Genomic DNA, 17,008 nt, shown 5'->3' with positions numbered 1-17,008 from the left:
GTGCGGCACCACTAACCTGGATTCCATGACGAGAATTGCGGTAGTCGGTGGCGGTCGGATCGGTGAGGCGCTGGTCGCCGGATTGCTGGAGTCCGGCCGGGCGACCAAGGACCTGGTCGTCGTCGAGCCGGTCGCCGCGCGGGCCGCGCAGCTCGCCGAGCGTTTCAAGGTGCGGGTGAGCGGTTCGGTCGTCGAGGCGGTCGTCGGGGCCGACATCGTCGTCGTCGCGGTCAAGCCGGGCGATGTCGACTCGGTGCTCACCGATCTGTCCAAGGCCGATCTCGACACCGGCAGCGAGCAGGTGCTGGTGTCGCTGGCCGCGGGTGTCACCACCGCGCGGCTGGAGTCCAAGCTGCCCGCGGGCTTCCCGGTCGTCCGGGTCATGTCGAACACCCCGATGCTGGTCGGGCAGGGCATGAGCGTGCTCGCGCCGGGCCGCTACGCCGACGCCGAGCAGCTCGAGCTCGTCGGCGAGATGCTCGAGGCCGTGGGTAAGGTGGTGACGGTGGCCGAATCGCAGATGGACGCGGTCACCGCGGTGTCGGGTTCCGGACCGGCGTATTTCTTCCTCGTCGTCGAGGCGATGATCGATGCCGGTGTGAGCCTGGGGCTGGCGCGCGATGTGGCCACCCAGCTGGTCGTGCAGACCATGATCGGCTCGGCGGCGCTGCTGGACGAGACCGGGCAGAACGCGGTCGATCTGCGGGCCGCGGTCACCTCGCCCGCCGGTACGACGGCGGCGGCACTGCGGGTGCTCGAGCGCGGCGCGTTGCGCTCGACGTTCATCGAGGCGCTGCACGCCTCCAAGCAACGCTCCGCGGAACAGGGCGCGTCGAACGAATGACGATCGGGTACCCGGGATGAAAACCGATTTCTCACACCCGTCGCAGTAATCCCACTGGTCCCGCTAAGCTCGTAGAAGCACGTGCGTGTCTGTTCCGCCGGTGGGGAAGCCGGCGGCGCGGACGTGCCGGAGGTCAATGGTGCCATGATGTCTGCGAACAGAATGTCTGCAAGCAATTCACCGGCGTCGGGCGGCGGATCGGGTTCGCCGAGTCCGCGGGTCGGCTCCACACAGGGACAACCGGTGATCGGCGGTGGCACACAGTTTCTCACCGTCGCCGAAGTCGCCGATCTCATGCGGGTGTCCAAGATGACGGTGTATCGGCTCGTCCACTCGGGTGAACTGCCCGCGGTGCGGGTCGGCCGCTCGTTCCGGGTGCACGCGAAGGCGGTGCACGACTACCTGGAGACGTCGTACTTCGACGCCGGCTGACCCAGGTCGGCCACAAGGGCGGTTTCGTCGCTGCTCGGGTGTCCCGGTAGCATGAACCCTCGGTTCGTGTCCGCCTGCCGGTGGCACCGCTTCGTGGTGTCCGGTGCGCCCCGGCGGCGCGGACACCAGACGACGCACGCGACACCGCGTGTGTATGCCGAGAAGAGAAACGCGAGGAAACCCTATGGGTTCTGTGATCAAGAAGCGCCGCAAGCGTATGTCGAAGAAGAAGCACCGCAAGCTGCTTCGCCGCACGCGTGTTCAGCGGCGCAAACTCGGCAAGTAAGCCTGCGTGCCACGCGAGCCCGTCACCTTCGAGGTGGCGGGCTCTCGTTTTGAAAAGATCAGGTTTGTGAATCTCGTCATGCGCTGACGAGTCGACCTCGTTAAAAGCTTGTTGATCGTGTCGGTGGGTGGCACGAATGCGGCTACTCTGGTACGCGGGAAAACATGAGAAGCAGGGGGCTTTGAGTGGGGCCAGGACCGAGTTCCGATACACGGGAACGACACGTACCGAAGGTAGTGCTGGTGACCGGAGCCAGCCGCTTCTTCGGTGGCAATGTCGCGTCCCGGCTCGCCGCGGAACCGGGTGTCGAGCGCGTCATCGCGGTCGACACGATGACCCCCAGCCGGGAGCTCCGCCGTCGCATGGGCAGCGCCGAGTTCGTGCGCGCCGACATCAGGAATCCGCTGATCCGCAAGGTCGTCGAGGGCAACGACGTCGACACCGTCGTCCACGCGGCCGTGCTCACCCGTCCGCCCGCCGGTGGCGGACGCGCGGTGATGAAGGATCTCAACGTCCTCGGCACGATGCAGTTGCTCGCGGTCTGTCAGAAGGCGCCGTCGGTGCGGCGCGTTGTCGTCCGGTCGTCCTCGGCGGTGTACGGCTGCAGTGCCAAGGACCCGGCGAAATTCACCGAGGAAATGGGCGCGCGTACCCCACCGGCCGGTTGGTTTGCGCGCGACATGATCGATATCGAGGCACTGGTGCGCGGAATGGCGCGACGCAGGCCCGATATTTCCGCCTCGATTCTGCGTTTCGCGCCGATCGTGGGTCCCCGGCTGGCCGATCGCGGAGTGCAATATCTGCGCTCGCCGATCACCCCCACCGTCCTCGGACGCGAAGCCAGGCTGCAATTGCTGCATGAAGAAGACGCTGTCGCCGTCCTGGTGCACGCGGCATTTCGGGCACACGGCGGCACGGTGAATATCGCGGGCGACGGCGCGCTGGCCATGTCCCAGGCGATCCGCAGGGCTGGCCGCATTGTCGCGCCGGTGCCGTTCTTCGTTTTCCGCACTGTCGGGCGCACGCTGATGGGCCCGGTCATGCGCGGATTCAGCGGTGAACAACCCGACTACTTCTACTTCGGTTGCGGGCTGGATACCACCCGCATGCGGACCGAACTCGGTTTCACCCCCCGCTGGACCACGGTCCAGGCATTCGACGACTTCATCGCGGGCGCAGCGTTGCGGCCCGTCTTCGATCCGGCATGGATCGACGCCGCGGAAACCAAACTGCTCGGCCTCATCGGGGCCGGTTCGGGAGCGCATACATGAACGAGGGAGCGAAAGTCATTCGTCTCGACGTGAATGTCGAGACCCGACAACGACCGCAGGCGCGCCGCTGGCCAGACCAGCCGAGGCAAGCCACCCCGGTCACTTCGCTGAGTGAACGCAGGCCGGGGATGCCAACCCGGCCACCCAAGACCCTGTCCGACCTCGTCCGCGACACCGTCGCGGGCCAGATCGAGAACGCCGCGGAGTTCGCGCGGCGCCGGCTCACCGGCGACTACTCGGTCGACGAGTTCGGCTACGACGAGCATCTGCTCGAGTCGGTCATCCTGCCCGCGCTGCGGCCGCTGTCGGACTACTGGTTCCGGGTCGAGGCCGCGGGCCTGGAGAACATCCCGGCCACCGGCGGCGCGCTGATCGTCGCCAATCACGCGGGCACCGTCCCGCTCGACGGGCTGATGCTGCAGCTGGCCATCCACGACAAGCACCCGAGCCACCGGGCGCTGCGGCTGCTGGCCGCCGACCTGATCTTCGAGCTGCCCCTGCTCGGCGCGCTGGCCCGCAAGGCCGGGCACACCCTGGCCTGCCACCCCGACGCCGAGCGGTTGCTGCGCTCCGGCCAGATCGCGGGTGTGTTCCCGGAGGGCTTCAAGGGCGTCGGCAAGAACTACGCCGACCGCTACAAGCTGCAGCGCTTCGGGCGCGGCGGGTTCGTCTCGGCGGCCGTGCGCACGGGTGTGCCCATCATCCCGTGCTCGATCGTCGGCTCGGAGGAGATCTACCCGAAGCTGGCCGACATCAAGCCGCTGGCCCGCCTGCTCGGCCTGCCGTACTTCCCGGTCACCCCGCTGTTCCCGCACCTGGGCCCGCTGGGCGCCGTGCCGCTGCCCTCGAAGTGGTACATCGAATTCGGTGAGCCGATCGCCACCACGGCCTACGAGCCGGAAGAGGCCGACGACCCGATGACGATGTTCGAGGTCACCGACCAGGTCCGCGAGACCATCCAGCAGACCCTCTACAAGCTGCTGGCCAAGCGCCGCAACACCGTGCTGGGGTAGCGGCGCCTAGCGCTCCCGGTGGCGGGCGACCGCCGCCGCGACCGCACCGCCCGCCGCGCCGAGTGCGAGCGCGGTGGGCACGCCGATCTTGGCGGCCTTGCGGCCGGTGCGGAAGTCACGGATCTCCCAACCCCGGTTCTTGGCGACCTCACGCAGGTCGGAGTCGGGGTTGATCGCCACCGCGGTGCCGACCAGCGAGAGCATCGGCACGTCGTTGTGGCTGTCGGAGTAGGCCGTGCAGCGCTTGAGATTGAGGCCCTCGCGGATGGCCAGGGTGCGCACCGCGTGCGCCTTGCCGAGGCCGTGCAGGATGTCACCGACCAGGCGGCCGGTGAACTTGCCGTCGACACTCTCGGCCACCGTGCCCAGCGCGCCGGTGAGCCCGAGCCGCTTGGCGATGACATTGGCCAGCTCCACCGGCGTCGCGGTGACCAGCCACACCTGCTGGCCCGCGTCCAGGTGCATCTGGGCGAGCGCGCGGGTGCCGGGCCAGATCTTGTCGGCGATGATCTCGTCGTAGATCTCCTCGCCGAGCGCGGCGAGCTCCGCGGTCGGGCGGCCCGCGATGAAGCTGAGCGCCTTCTCCCGGCCCGAGGCCATGTCGGAGGAGTTCTCCTTGCCGGTGACCCGGAACTTCACCTGCTTCCAGGCGACGTCGACCAGATCGGAGGTCTTGAAGTACTTGCGGGCGGCCAGCCCGCGGGCGAAGTGCACGATCGAGGCGCCCTGGACCAGGGTGTTGTCGACGTCGAAGAACGCCGCCGCCGTCAGATCGCGGGGTACCTCCTGGCCCGTCGGCTCGCCCTGTTCGGCGAGTTCGGACTCGTGCAGGGTGAGCGCGGCGTCGGCGCTGGCCTCACCGGCCAGGTTGGCGCGCAGCTCCTCCTCGCTCGGCCCGAACGGGCTGCGGGGCAGCCGTGCGAACTGTTCCTGCAGTTCCTGGCCCAGGCGGCTGGGTTGCCACCGCGCAGGGAACTCCCCGAATCGCCCTGCGACGAATCCGGCCCTAGCCACCTTCGAACGTTCCGGCACCAGTACCCTCCGCTAGTCGCGCGAACCATGTCCACAGTAACCGGATTCACCGACAAGCCGCGGCGGGCTCGAGGATTAAATAGGGCTCATGACTAATCCCACACCCACCGTGACCCTGTTGACGCGCGCCGGTTGCTACCTGTGCACCACGGCACTGGCGCAATTGGAGACGATCTGTGGTGATTTCGGTCTCCCGGTGCACACCGTCGACGTCGACGAGGCCGCGGCCGACGACCCCGGACTACGCGCAGAATACGGCGATCGGCTGCCCGTGGTCCTGTTGGATGGCCGTGAACACAGCTATTTCGACGTCGACGAGCCACGTTTGCGGGCCGACCTGAGCCGTTTCGCTGGTCGCGGCGGAAAATGAGGCCAATTTCACCGACTTTGTGAACGCCTGCACAAGCGGTTACGGTGGTGGCACGCAATCCGCACCGCCGCGCTCAGCAGCGGCGGTGACCGGGTTTGTACAGCCCCCCATGGCACCGGTCGCGCTCTCGCGACGCAGTGACCCCCACCGGTGAACGAACGACAGAAACCGGACCGCGATCAGGCCCGGCACGAGGAGCCGACGACGTGACAGAGCAGCATGAGACGCCAGGTGGCGTCTCCGGCAAGGCTCTTCAGAGGGATATCCCCCAGGCCACGGTGACTCGTCTTGCTACCTATCTCCGGGTTCTCGCCGGGTTGGCCGACGAGGGTGTAGCCATCGTATCGAGTGAGGAACTGGCTGTCGCGGCGGGTGTCAATTCGGCCAAGCTGCGCAAGGATCTTTCCTTCCTCGGACCCAACGGTGTGCGGGGTGTCGGCTATGACGTAGCCAAATTGCGCACCAGGATCGAAGATGTGCTCGGTCTGTCACAGGGACATCGGGTGGTGCTGATCGGTGCGGGCAATCTGGGCCGCGCCCTGGTCGGCTACGGCGGTTTCGGGGTACGTGGCTTCACCGTGGTCGGGATCTTCGACAACGACTCCGCGGTGATCGGCCAGGCGTACGCCGGTCTCGTCGTGCGCGATGTCGACCAGCTCACCGAGCAGATCCCGGCGCTCGCGCCGACCATCGCGGTCCTCGCCGTGCCGGACGAGGCCGCCCAGGACGTGTGCGACCGGCTCGTCGCCGCCGGGCTCCCGTCGATCCTGAGCTTCGCCCCGTGTGAACTGCGCGCACCCGCCCACGTGGAGGTCCGCCGCGTCGATCTGGCGATGGAGTTGCAGATGCTCTCCTTCGACGCCGCTCGCAACGACGCGCCCGCCCTGCCCGAGGTGGCCCAGGCCGGATCCGGCCGGATCGCCCGCCGGGTACCGGCGCAGAACCATCCCGCCCTCACGCACCCCGCGCCGGTCGAACCGGCGCGCGGCAGGCCTACGCGACGCACCGCGCCGCACTCGGCCACCCCGCATTCGGCAACGGAGCCAAGCACCAAGGGATCGGTGATCACGCCATGAGCGAGCGCCAGCGAGCGAATCAGCAGGCCAGCGCGCGGACGCGCATGACGGCGCCGAGCGCAAGCGAGGTGCGGTCATGAGCGTCCTGCTCGTCGGAATTTCTCATCGGAGTGCGCCGGTCTCGGTGCTCGAGAAGGTCGCGATCAGCGAGGCCGACCGCCCGAAGCTGGTCGACCGGCTGCTCGCCTCCAGCCACGTGTCCGAGGCGATGATCGTCTCCACCTGCAACCGCGTCGAGGTCTACGCCGTGGTCGACGCCTTCCACGGCGGGCTCGGCGAGGTCAGCGAACTGCTCACCAAGCATTCCGGGCTGCCACTCGGCGATCTCACCCGGCACGCCTACGTGCGCTACAGCGAGGCCGCCGCCGAGCACCTGTTCGCGGTCGCCAGCGGCCTGGACTCGATGGTCGTCGGCGAGCAGCAGGTGCTCAGCCAGATCCGCAGCGCGTACGCCAGCGCCGACGGGCAGCAGGCGGTCGGGCGCACCCTGCACGAGCTGGCCCAGCACGGGCTGCGGGTCGGCAAGCGGGTGCACTCGGAGACCGGCATCGACCGGGCGGGCGCGTCGGTGGTGTCGGTGGCGCTGGACCGGGCGCGCGGCGTCGTCGGCGAGCTGGCCGGGCGCACCGCGGTGGTGCTCGGCGCCGGCGCGATGGGCGGCCTGGCCGTCGCGCATCTGTCGCGGGCCGGGATCGGCCGGATCGTGGTCGTCAACCGCACGCTCGACCGCGCGCAGCGCCTGGCCGAGACCGGCCGCAGCATGCACGGCGTCGACGCCGAAGCGGTGGAGATGTCGCGGTTGACCGAGGCGATGGCGGCCGCGGATGTCGTCATCACCTGTACCGGCGCGGTCGGTGCGGTCGTCACCCTGGCAGACACCCACCGCGCGCTCGCCGGGCGGGTCAACACCGAAGCCGCCGACCGGCCGCTGGTCTTCTGCGACCTCGGCCTGCCGCGCGACGTGGAGCACGCGGTGGCCGGGCTGCCCGGCGTCGCCGTCATCGACATCGAATCGCTGCAGCGCGATCCGGCCGCGGGCGCCGCGGCCGACGACACCGCCGCCGCGCGTCAGATCGTCGCCGACGAACTCGCCAAATACCTTGCCGGGCAACGCATGGCGGAGGTCACCCCCACGGTGGCCGCGCTGCGGCAGCGGGCCGCCGAAGTGGTGGAAGCCGAACTGCTGCGGCTGGATTCGCGGCTGCCCGACCTGGCCGACCCGGCCCGCGACGAGGTGGCGCGCACTGTGCGCCGCGTCGTCGACAAGCTGCTGCACGCGCCGACGGTGCGGGTCAAGCAGCTGGCTTCCACGCCGGGCGGCGACAGCTACGCCGAGGCGCTGCGTGAGCTGTTCGAACTGAAACCCGGTGCGGTGCAAGCGGTTGCCGCTCCCATGGAGGTCGCTGCGGCGGAGTCCGCGCTGGCCGACGACTTCACCGCAGGACACCTCGGCGACGGGCAGGACGCATCATGACCACGACAGTGCAGGAAGAGGACACCGTGACCGCAGGCAGCATTCGTGCGCCGTGGCGGATCGGCACGCGCGGCAGCCTGCTCGCCCTGACCCAGGCGGGCACCATCCGTGACGCGCTGATCGCCGCGGGGCAGCCCGCCGAGCTGGTCGTCATCAAGACGCCGGGCGACCTGTCGTCGGATCCGGTGCAGAAGATCGGCGTCGGCGTGTTCACCTCGGCGCTGCGCGACGAGCTCGCCGCGGGCGGCATCGACATCGCGGTGCACTCCTACAAGGACCTGCCCACCGCCCAGGACCCCCGCTTCACCATCGCCGCCATCCCGCCCCGCGAGGACCCGCGCGACGCGCTGGTGGCTCGCGACGGCCTGGTCCTCGGCGAGCTGCCCGCGGGCGCCAGGGTCGGCACCTCGGCGCCGCGGCGCGCCGCCCAGCTGCGCGCGCTCGGCCTCGGCCTGGACATCGTCCCGCTGCGCGGCAACATCGACTCCCGGCTGCGCAAGGTGAGCGAGGGCGAGCTCGACGCCATCGTGATCGCCCGCGCGGGCCTGTCCCGGATCGAGCGGACCGACGCGATCACCGAATCGCTCGAGCCGGTGCAGATGCTGCCGGCGCCGTCGCAGGGCGCGCTCGCGGTGGAGTGCCGCAGCGACGACCCGGAGCTGATCGAGATCCTCACCGGCCTCGACGACGCGCCGACCAGGGCCGCGGTCGTGGCCGAGCGCGCGCTGCTCGGTGAGCTCGAGGCGGGCTGCACCGCTCCGATCGGCGCGATCGCCGAGGTCGTCGAGTCGATCGACGAGGACGGCCGGATCTTCGAGGAGCTGTCGCTGCGGGCCTGTGCCGCCGCGATCGACGGTTCCGACGTGCTGCGCGCCTCGATCGTCGGCGCGCCCGCCGATGCCGAGGAGCTCGGCCGCACGCTCGCGCGCGAACTGCTGGATCTGGGCGCTCGCGCACTGCTGAGCGTCGCGGACGAGCCGGAACCGGAGGTCGGTTCCCCCACACAGGCGGTGAACACTCCCGCCCCAGACTTCACCAATTCCAGCCCGATGGAGAACAACCGATGAGCAGCCGAGGCACCAAGAAGCAACCAGGGCGGATCCTTTTCGTCGGATCCGGCCCCGGCGACCCGGCCCTGCTGACCGTGCGCGCCCGTGAGGTGCTCGAGCGGGCGACGCTGGCGTTCACCGACCCCGACGTGGACAAGGGCGTGCTCGCGCTGATCGGCATCGGCGTGGAGGCGGCCGAGGACGGCGAGCGTCCGGTGGACGTGCGGCCCGCGCTCGGCGAGCCCGCCGAGGTGGCCAAGACGCTGATCGCCGAGGCCCGCAACGGCCACGACGTGGTGCGCGTCGTCGCCGGTGATCCGTTGACCACCGATTCGGTGATCAACGAGGTCAACGCCGTCACCCGTTCGCACATGGTGTTCGAGGTGCTGCCTGGCCTGCCCAACGGCTCCGCGGTGCCCAGCTACGCGGGCATCGCCCTCGGTTCCGGGCACACCGAGGCCGATGTGCGCGGCGAGGTCGACTGGGCGGCGCTGGCCGCCGCCCCCGGTCCGCTGGTGCTCAGCGCCACCTCCGGCCACCTGGCCGAGACCGCGAGCGCGCTGGTCGAGCACGGGCTGGCCCCGCAGACCCCGGTCGCGGTGACGGTGCGTGGCACCACCCGGCAGCAGCGCACCATCGAGGCCACCCTGGCCACGCTCAACAACGCCGCCTCCGAGCTGGTCGGCCCGCTGGTCGTCACCGTGGGCAAGGAAGTCGACAAGCGTTCGAAGATGTCGTGGTGGGAGTCGCGGGCGCTCTACGGCTGGACCGTGCTGGTGCCGCGCACCAAGGACCAGGCCGGCGAGATGAGCGAGCGGCTGGTGACCCACGGCGCCATCCCGATGGAGGTGCCGACCATCGCGGTCGAGCCGCCGCGCAGCCCCGCGCAGATGGAGCGCGCGGTGAAGGGCCTGGTCGACGGCCGCTACCAGTGGGTGGTGTTCACCTCCACGAACGCGGTGCGCGCGGTGTGGGAGAAGTTCGCCGAGTTCGGCTTGGACGCGCGGGCGTTCTCCGGCGTGAAGATCGCCTGCGTCGGCGAGGCCACCGCGGAGAAGGTGCGCTCCTTCGGCATCAACCCCGAACTGGTGCCGAGCGGTGAGCAGTCCTCCGAGGGCCTGCTGGCCGACTTCCCGCCCTACGACGACGTGTTCGACCCGGTCAACCGGGTGCTGCTGCCGCGCGCCGACATCGCCACCGAGACCCTGGCCGAGGGCCTGCGTGAGCGCGGCTGGGAGATCGACGACGTCACCGCCTACCGCACCGTGCGCGCGTCGCCGCCGCCGGCGGAGACCCGCGAGATGATCAAGACCGGCGGTTTCGACGCGGTCCTGTTCACCTCGTCCTCCACGGTTCGCAACCTGGTCGGCATCGCGGGCAAGCCGCACGCGCGCACCATCGTCGCCTGCATCGGCCCGAAGACGGCCGAGACCGCGATCGAATTCGGTCTGCGCGTGGACGTGCAGCCCGAGACCGCGCAGGTGGGCCCGCTGGTGGAGGCGCTGGCCGAGCACGCCTCGCGCCTGCGCGCGGAGGGCCTGCTGCCGCCGCCGCGGAAGAAGAGCCGCCGCAGCAGCAGCCGCTAGCCCGCCGAGACCGCCCGAAGGCCCGCCCACCGTGGCGGGCCTTCGGCGTATCGGAATCATCGGCTGTAGCGCAGCAGCGTGCGCACCAGCCGGCAGGTGGCGTCCGACGGCGGGCGCAGTTCGATCTGTTCGGCGGTGCGCCGGATCGTCTCGTTGGTCGCCTGATTCGGCAGGTACACACCGGAATCGAGCAGCGCGATCGTCAACCGCATGGCCTTGAGCCTGCGGTTGTGCGTGACGTACCAGCGCCGCGGCCTGCCCGCGGGCAGCCGCTTCTTCTCCAGCGGCACATACGGTGCGGTGATGAAACCGGACTTCGACGTTGCGGCAATGGCGTTCATGGCGTCCTCCCGTCGCGAATGGGTCCCGCCCCCGATCGTCGGGAACCCTCGAACACGCTTTCGATTGTAGCGAGGGGGTCCGACAAGTTTCGCCGATCTCTCGCGGAAGCCATTGAGCTCCAGTGGGATTCGATGTTATCCACAGGTTCGCAACGGCCTGCCGCCGGGCGGCTGTCGGACCCGTGTGGTCTAGTGGGCACCGATGTCACGGGAGGAGACACGATGACGGTGGACGGGATCGGCAAACGGCTCGGCACGCACGTCGAGGCGGGGGAACTGCTCGGCCTGGCCTGGCTGGTCGCGGTCGGCGACGAGGTGCGCACCGGAACGGCGGGCCATCTCGACGAGTCGCGCGCGGCCCCGGTGCGCACCGACACGATCTTCCGCATCTCCTCGATGACGAAGCCGCTCACCGCCGTGGCCGCCGCGATCCTGATCGAGGACGGCGTGCTCGACCCGGCCGAACCCGTCGACCGGCTGCTGCCCGAGCTCGCCGACCGCCGCGTGCTGACGCATCCGGCCGCCGAGATCACCGATACCGTCGCGGCCCGGCGCCCGATCACCGTTGACGACCTGCTCACTTTCCGGCTCGGCTGGGGGATGGACTTCGCCGACTTCACGCCCAAGCCGCTGGACGCGGCCTGGAGCGAACTCGGCCTCGGCTGGGGTCCGCCCACCCCGGCCCGGCTGCCCTCGCCCGATGTCTGGCTGGCCCGGCTCGGCACGCTGCCGCTGCAATATCAGCCGGGGGAGCGCTGGCTCTATCACGTCGGCGCGCCGATCCTCGGATTCCTGGTCGCCAGGGCGGCGGGCACGCCCTTCTCGGAGTTCCTGGCCGAGCGGGTGCTGCGTCCACTCGGCATGGACGACACGGGTTTCGCCGTCCCCGCCGACAAGCTCGACCGCTTCGGTCCGCACTACGCCGACCGTGATGACACGCGCGTCGTCTTCGACCCGGTCGACGGACAGTGGAGCACGCCACCCGCGTTCGAGGGCGGTGGCGACGGACTCGTCTCCACCCTCGCCGACTATCACCGGTTCGCCCGGATGTTGCGCGACGGCGGTGTCCTCGACGGCGAGCGGATCCTGTCCGAAGCGGCGGTGGCCACGATGACGCGCGACCACCTCACCGCCGAACAGCTCGCGCGCGGCGGGCCGAACCCGGACGGCAGCGCGGGCTGGGGCTACGGCGTCGGTGTCCAGCTCAGCGACCTGCCCGACGGCCCGCGCGCCGGCTCCTACGGCTGGTCCGGCGGCCTCGGCTCCACCTGGTCCAACGATGGCGCGGTGACCGGAATCCTGCTCACCAACCAGACCTGGAACTCGGCCGGACCGCTCCCGGTGTTTGCCACGTTCGAGTCGATCTTGGGCGAGGTGGCCCGCGCCGGCGACCCCGCGTAGGCGCCGACGCGAGGCTCCGCGCGCAGGCGTATTCTCCGGTCTATGACCGCTTTCGACCGCCCGCGGCGGTTGCGCAGGACACCCGCATTGCGTCGGCTCGTCGCCGAGACCACGCTGGAGCCGCGTCAGCTGGTGCTGCCGATGTTCGTCGCCGACGGCATCGACGAACCGCGCGAGATCAGCTCGATGCCCGGCGTGTATCAGCACTCGCTGGACTCGCTGCGCAAGGCGTCGGTCGAAGCCGTGACCGCCGGGGTCGGCGGCCTGATGCTGTTCGGCGTGCCGCTGCCCGAGGACAAGGACGCCACCGGCAGCCAAGCCAGCGATCCGAACGGCATCCTCAACCGGGGGCTGCGCGCGCTGGCCGAGGAGGTCGGCGACGCGACCGTCGTCATGGCCGACACCTGTCTGGACGAGTTCACCGATCACGGCCACTGTGGCGTGATCGGCGCCGACGGCGCGGTGGACAACGACGCCACCCTGCATCGCTATGTCGAGATGGCGCTGGCCCAGGCCGAGTCGGGTGCGGACCTGCTCGGCACCAGCGGCATGATGGACGGCCAGGTCGGCGCGATCCGGCGCGGCCTGGACGCGGTCGGGCGCACCGACACCGCCATCCTCGCCTACGCGGCCAAGTACGCCTCCGCCTTCTACGGCCCGTTCCGCGAGGCCGTCGGCTCGTCGCTGGAAGGCGATCGCCGCACCTACCAGCAGGACCCGGCCAACCGTCGCGAATCCCTGCGCGAACTCGATCTCGACCTCGCCGAGGGCGCCGACATCGTGATGGTCAAGCCCGCGATGTCCTACCTCGACATCCTGCGCGACGTGGCCGACCGCTCCACGGTCCCGGTCGCCGCGTACCAGATCTCCGGCGAGTACGCGATGATCACCGCCGCCGCCGAGCGCGGCTGGATCGACCGCAGGGCCTCGGTCCTGGAGTCGCTGATCGGCATCCGCCGGGCGGGCGCCGACATCGTGCTCACCTATTGGGCGACCGAGGCTGCACACTGGCTGTCGTGATCGTTCCACCGCAGAAACCCGAATCCCGCCCGATGCCCGAGGATGTCGGCACCGCACGTCAGCTGTGGTGGGCCGTGTCCGGGCTCGGGGTCGTCTACACCGGCGCCGGCATCGCCACCATGACCGGGCAGCGCGACGAGCTGAGCAAGCAGTTCCTCGACGAGATGCACAAGAGCGACCCGAATTTCCCCGCGTCCACGGTCGACGTGATGGTGCTGCTCGCCTTCGGGTTGACCGCGGTCGTCGGGCTCGTGCTCGCCGGGGTCACCGTGCTGATCGCGCAGCAGCTCGGCAAGGGCAAGTCCTGGGCGCGCACGGTGCTCACCGTTGTCGCGGTCTGGCTGGGGATGGGCGCGATCGCCACCATGTTCGCCTTCTCCGGCGACACCTCGGTGGCCACGATGATCGCCGGTGGCACCGCCATCGTGCAGGGTGTGCTGGCGGTCGGCGCCGCGTACCTGAGTTACCGGCCGGAATCGACGAAGTACTTCCAGCTGAACCGTCGGTGAACGCGAGGTTGAACGCCGACGTCTTTGGTCACTGACACGCCACAGTGTATGGTGAGCATGATCACAGGGATTTGGGGTAATCCCGGTGATGTGACCGGTGGCAGAACCGGGGGATTCGGAGGCAATGATGCGCGTGGTGATCGAGCAGCAGCACCGCCTGCGGCGCGACCTGTTGGTCATCGGCTTGATGGTCCTGCTGGCCGTCCTCACCATCGCCCTGATCCTGTTGCCGAGCCTGGTCGGCTGATCCTCGGGCGCCCAGGCGCCGCGGTCCCCCCATGGTGTTGTTCTCCGAGCCCGGCGCGCGGTGGCGTGCGGTCGCCTACGGCCCGCTGCTGTGCGCGGTGATCCTGCTGGTCGAGTGGCTCGCGGGCAGCACCCTGCACGGGTTCGCCCTCGGGTTCTGCGCCGTCGCCATCGGTGGTTTCACGGTGCTGCAGGTGATCGCGGGCCGCACCCACGCCCGGGTCGAACTGACCGGCACCACCTTGCATCAGGGCGTCGAGTCGATGCCGCTGACCGAGATCGCCGCCGTGCTGCCCACCGATGACGACGACGCCGCCGACGGCCGCGCGCTCGGCGCCCTCAGCGGCGTGCCACGGCGTCGTCGCGGCATCGGATTGCGCCTGGTCGACGGCCGGATCGTGCAGGCATGGGCGATCGACCACACCGGGCTGCGCGCCGCACTCGGCTCGGCCCTGGCAGGATCGCAAGGATGAGACGCTGGATCGCTGCGGCGCTGTTCGAGCTGGGCCTCGCCGTGCTCTGCCTGGCCGGTGCGGTCTACAGCTGGAGCCACGCACGGCGGGTCACCGGCTTCGTCACCTCCGACGAGCACCCGGGATTCGAGGCCGTTCGCTACGTGCCGCCCCTGCTGCTGCTCGCGACGGCGCTGGTCATCGTCGCCGGGGTGCTGGCGATCGACGCCGTCGCCCGGGTCGTGACCGGATCTGTAGCACTGCGGTCCGCCGAACCGATGTCCTGAGTGCAGCCGAATCCCGATGCGCGCGTTGGGATTCGGGACACATCTCGACCGCCCGCCTCGGCGGGCACCACGGAGGACCACCGATGACCAAGCTCATCGCAGGATTTTGTACCGCGGCCGCGGCCACGGCGGCGATCGCCCTGGCAGCGGCACCCGCCCAGGCCGCAGGCCTGCCCCTGACCCCCATGATCGCCGAGCCGGCCGCCGGTGGCTTCGCCCCGGAGACCGGCTCGAGCGGTATCTACAACGGCATCATGTGCCAGCTGCACACGATCTCGGCCGAGGTCCCCTGCATGTACACCTAACCGGCCCACTGCTGGTAGACGTCGACGACGCGGCCGCCGCGCGTGCCCGGCGCGTTCAGGAACACGGTGACGGTGCCGTCGGGATGGCTCGCCGCCTCCGTGACCACCTGACGCAGGGTGGCGCGGATGCCGCCGTCGGCGTCGCGGTGCAGATTCGTGTCCCCGTGCAGCCCGGCGCCGATCCGGTTGGCGGGGACGAACATCGCGGTGAGCGCCGGGATCGGGCCGGCGCCGAGCGCGACGGTCTCCTCGTGGCTCAGCTGGGCGCCGATCCGGTCCGGCTGGACCTGCGGTGCGAAGGCGGTGGCCGAGCCCGCGCCGAAGACCACTCCGGCCGCGGCGAAACCCACGCCGAGGGCAGTGCTGGTGACGCCGAAACGCATGAAATACCCTTCCGCTGATAGCTGATGTCTACCGCTCAGTGCCTGAGCAGCCCGCAGCGTAGCCGCAGGCCAGCGCACCCGGATCGAAATCATCCGCGCCTGGGGGCGGCGTGTCGGGCGTGTCGCCGGTGGGTCGCTGCGGTCTGGGTCACTGTGCTCCACCCTGTCGTCCGGCGCGCCGAGGCGAGCTGAGAGACTGGAATCCGTGAGTTCTTCTCCGCGCGCGGCCGAGGCCAGTCCGTCGCAGGTTCCGATGTCCGCTCGGCTCTTCGAGCGGGCCGCTTCGGTGATCCCGGGTGGTGTCAATTCCCCGGTCCGTGCGTTCAATTCGGTCGGCGGAACGCCGCGGTTCATCGCTTCGGCGAACGGCTACACGCTGACCGACGCCGACGGCCGGGACTACGTCGATCTGGTCTGCTCCTGGGGTCCGATGATCCTGGGCCACGCGCACCCCGCCGTCGTCGAAGCGGTGCAGCGGGCGGCCACCGGCGGGCTGTCGTTCGGCGCGCCCACCGAGGCGGAGATCGAGCTGGCCGAGGCCATCGCGGCCCGGGTCGAGCCGGTCGAGCGCGTCCGGCTGGTCAACTCCGGCACCGAGGCCACCATGAGCGCGGTGCGGCTGGCCCGCGGCTTCACCGGCCGGTCCAAGATCGTCAAGTTCTCCGGCTGCTACCACGGTCACGTCGACGCGCTGCTGGCCGACGCGGGCTCGGGCGTCGCGACCCTCGGCCTGCCGACTTCGCCCGGCGTCACCGGCGCCCAGGCCGCCGACACCATCGTGCTGCCCTACAACGACCTCGCCGCCGTCGCGGCCGCGTTCGAGGCCAACCCCGGCCAGATCGCCTGCGTCATCACCGAGGCCGCCGCGGGCAACATGGGCGCGGTCGCGCCGCTGCCCGGCTTCAACGAGGGCCTGCGCACGCTGGCCCACGACAACGGCGCGCTGCTGATCATGGACGAGGTCATGACCGGCTTCCGGGTCAGCGCGTCGGGCTGGTACGGCCGCGAGGGCGTCGCCGGCGATCTCTACACCTTCGGCAAGGTGATGAGCGGTGGCCTGCCCGCCGCCGCGTTCGGCGGTCGCGCCGAGATCATGAACAACCTCGCCCCGCTCGGCCCGGTCTATCAGGCCGGCACGCTCTCCGGTAACCCCGTCGCCGTCGCGGCCGGGCTGGCGACCCTGCGCGCCGCCGACGCCGAGGTGTACGCGGCCCTCGACCGCAACGCCGATCGGCTCGGTGGTCTGTTCGCGAAAGCCCTGACCGAGGCCGGGGTCGAGCATCAAGTGCAGTTCGCAGGCAATATGGTGAGCGTGTTCTTCGCCGACCGCCCGGTGACCGATTACGCCGCCGCCAAGGCGAGCCAGACCTGGCGTTACCCAGCCTTCTTCCACGCCCTGCTCGACGCGGGCGTGTACGCGCCGCCGAGCGCGTTCGAGGCCTGGTTCGTCTCCGCGGCGCTCGACGAGGACGCGTTCGACCGTATCGCCGCCGCTCTGCCCGCCGCCGCCCTCGCGGCCGCGGCCGCAACCCCCGAAGGATCCCTAGCGTGAGCTCCGACCAGCCCGACGCAGAATTCGCCACCCAGGTCGACGGTGACGAGGCGCCGCATCCCACGCCCGCCGCCGCGCC

General features: G+C 70.2%; 20 protein-coding genes. 17 read left to right on the top strand and 3 right to left on the bottom strand.

The annotated features are described in order from the left end of the window. The first annotated feature begins 25 nt into the window (after nt 1-25). The 5 genes from proC (at nt 26) to AB0L91_RS08915 (ending at nt 3,846) form a co-directional block, all read left to right on the top strand. Nucleotides 26-844 (top strand): pyrroline-5-carboxylate reductase, encoded by an 819-nt coding sequence (proC, locus tag AB0L91_RS08935; protein WP_355273996.1) that lies wholly within the window; start codon nt 26-28, stop codon nt 842-844. A 162-nt stretch (nt 845-1,006) separates the two neighbouring features. After that, entirely contained in the window at nt 1,007-1,276 is a 270-nt protein-coding gene (locus AB0L91_RS08930) for a helix-turn-helix domain-containing protein (RefSeq protein ID WP_355273993.1), read from the top strand. A 184-nt stretch (nt 1,277-1,460) separates the two neighbouring features. After that, on the top strand, nt 1,461-1,562 hold the full coding sequence (locus AB0L91_RS08925; protein WP_003402602.1) for an AURKAIP1/COX24 domain-containing protein: 102 nt from the start codon (nt 1,461-1,463) through the stop codon (nt 1,560-1,562). A gap of 236 nt (nt 1,563-1,798) precedes the next feature. Continuing rightward, on the top strand, nt 1,799-2,833 hold the full coding sequence (locus AB0L91_RS08920) for an NAD-dependent epimerase/dehydratase family protein (protein WP_357342542.1): 1,035 nt from the start codon (nt 1,799-1,801) through the stop codon (nt 2,831-2,833). Nucleotides 2,834-2,961: 128 nt separating this feature from the next. After that, a complete protein-coding gene (locus AB0L91_RS08915) occupies nt 2,962-3,846 on the top strand; it encodes a lysophospholipid acyltransferase family protein (protein WP_357342544.1) in 885 nt (294 codons plus the stop codon). Between the two features lie 6 nt (nt 3,847-3,852). Here AB0L91_RS08915 and AB0L91_RS08910 read toward each other — a convergent pair whose 3' ends face one another. Next, on the bottom strand, nt 3,853-4,782 hold the full coding sequence (locus AB0L91_RS08910; RefSeq protein WP_365011223.1) for an HAD-IB family hydrolase: 930 nt from the start codon (nt 4,780-4,782) through the stop codon (nt 3,853-3,855). A gap of 184 nt (nt 4,783-4,966) precedes the next feature. On the opposite strand from AB0L91_RS08910, the gene AB0L91_RS08905 reads away from it, so the two are divergent. From AB0L91_RS08905 to AB0L91_RS08885, 5 genes are all read left to right on the top strand, one after another. Continuing rightward, a complete protein-coding gene (locus AB0L91_RS08905; RefSeq protein ID WP_355273984.1) occupies nt 4,967-5,248 on the top strand; it encodes a glutaredoxin family protein in 282 nt (93 codons plus the stop codon). Between the two features lie 206 nt (nt 5,249-5,454). Then, nucleotides 5,455-6,324 (top strand): redox-sensing transcriptional repressor Rex, encoded by an 870-nt coding sequence (locus tag AB0L91_RS08900; protein WP_355273982.1) that lies wholly within the window; start codon nt 5,455-5,457, stop codon nt 6,322-6,324. A gap of 76 nt (nt 6,325-6,400) precedes the next feature. Continuing rightward, the gene (locus tag AB0L91_RS08895; protein ID WP_355273979.1) at nt 6,401-7,798 is read left to right on the top strand and encodes a glutamyl-tRNA reductase; all 1,398 of its coding nucleotides are present in this window, start codon (nt 6,401-6,403) and stop codon (nt 7,796-7,798) included. After that, nucleotides 7,795-8,865, top strand: coding sequence for a hydroxymethylbilane synthase (hemC, locus tag AB0L91_RS08890; RefSeq protein ID WP_355273976.1), 1,071 nt, complete (start codon nt 7,795-7,797; stop codon nt 8,863-8,865). The genes AB0L91_RS08895 and hemC overlap by 4 nt, the downstream gene beginning before the upstream one ends. Next, on the top strand, nt 8,862-10,433 hold the full coding sequence (locus tag AB0L91_RS08885) for a bifunctional uroporphyrinogen-III C-methyltransferase/uroporphyrinogen-III synthase (protein WP_355273975.1): 1,572 nt from the start codon (nt 8,862-8,864) through the stop codon (nt 10,431-10,433). Before hemC ends, AB0L91_RS08885 begins: the two co-directional genes overlap by 4 nt. 56 nt (nt 10,434-10,489) lie before the next feature. On the opposite strand, the gene AB0L91_RS08880 is transcribed toward AB0L91_RS08885, so the two are convergent. After that, nucleotides 10,490-10,774 (bottom strand): hypothetical protein, encoded by a 285-nt coding sequence (locus AB0L91_RS08880; protein ID WP_357342547.1) that lies wholly within the window; start codon nt 10,772-10,774, stop codon nt 10,490-10,492. Nucleotides 10,775-10,996: 222 nt separating this feature from the next. Here AB0L91_RS08880 and AB0L91_RS08875 point away from each other — a divergent pair, with 222 nt between their 5' ends. The 6 genes from AB0L91_RS08875 to AB0L91_RS08850 all read left to right on the top strand — a co-directional run bounded on the left by AB0L91_RS08875 (nt 10,997) and on the right by AB0L91_RS08850 (nt 14,994). Next, complete coding sequence (locus AB0L91_RS08875) at nt 10,997-12,175, top strand: serine hydrolase domain-containing protein (protein WP_365008430.1); 1,179 nt, start codon at nt 10,997-10,999, stop codon at nt 12,173-12,175. 42 nt (nt 12,176-12,217) lie between these two features. Next, complete coding sequence (hemB, locus tag AB0L91_RS08870; protein WP_355273966.1) at nt 12,218-13,195, top strand: porphobilinogen synthase; 978 nt, start codon at nt 12,218-12,220, stop codon at nt 13,193-13,195. After that, nucleotides 13,192-13,704: a hypothetical protein gene (locus AB0L91_RS08865; RefSeq protein WP_365008424.1), complete on the top strand. Its 513-nt coding sequence runs from the start codon at nt 13,192-13,194 to the stop codon at nt 13,702-13,704. The genes hemB and AB0L91_RS08865 overlap by 4 nt, the downstream gene beginning before the upstream one ends. A 278-nt stretch (nt 13,705-13,982) precedes the next feature. After that, nucleotides 13,983-14,423: a hypothetical protein gene (locus tag AB0L91_RS08860; protein ID WP_365008422.1), complete on the top strand. Its 441-nt coding sequence runs from the start codon at nt 13,983-13,985 to the stop codon at nt 14,421-14,423. After that, complete coding sequence (locus AB0L91_RS08855) at nt 14,420-14,689, top strand: hypothetical protein (RefSeq protein ID WP_365008420.1); 270 nt, start codon at nt 14,420-14,422, stop codon at nt 14,687-14,689. The genes AB0L91_RS08860 and AB0L91_RS08855 overlap by 4 nt, the downstream gene beginning before the upstream one ends. A gap of 83 nt (nt 14,690-14,772) precedes the next feature. Next, complete coding sequence (locus AB0L91_RS08850) at nt 14,773-14,994, top strand: hypothetical protein (protein ID WP_355273954.1); 222 nt, start codon at nt 14,773-14,775, stop codon at nt 14,992-14,994. Here the strand turns inward: AB0L91_RS08850 and AB0L91_RS08845 are convergent. Beyond that, nucleotides 14,991-15,377, bottom strand: coding sequence for a hypothetical protein (locus AB0L91_RS08845; RefSeq protein WP_365008417.1), 387 nt, complete (start codon nt 15,375-15,377; stop codon nt 14,991-14,993). The two genes, AB0L91_RS08850 and AB0L91_RS08845, sit on opposite strands and share 4 nt — an antisense overlap. Before the next feature lie 205 nt (nt 15,378-15,582). On the opposite strand from AB0L91_RS08845, the gene hemL reads away from it, so the two are divergent. Continuing rightward, complete coding sequence (gene hemL, locus AB0L91_RS08840) at nt 15,583-16,929, top strand: glutamate-1-semialdehyde 2,1-aminomutase (protein WP_355273949.1); 1,347 nt, start codon at nt 15,583-15,585, stop codon at nt 16,927-16,929. The last annotated feature ends 79 nt before the right edge of the window (nt 16,930-17,008 follow it).

It is taken from the genome of Nocardia sp. NPDC051833, from assembly GCF_040681225.1.
Classification (GTDB): Bacteria; Actinomycetota; Actinomycetes; order Mycobacteriales; family Mycobacteriaceae; genus Nocardia.
This window is presented reverse-complemented; position numbering and strand designations above follow the sequence as displayed.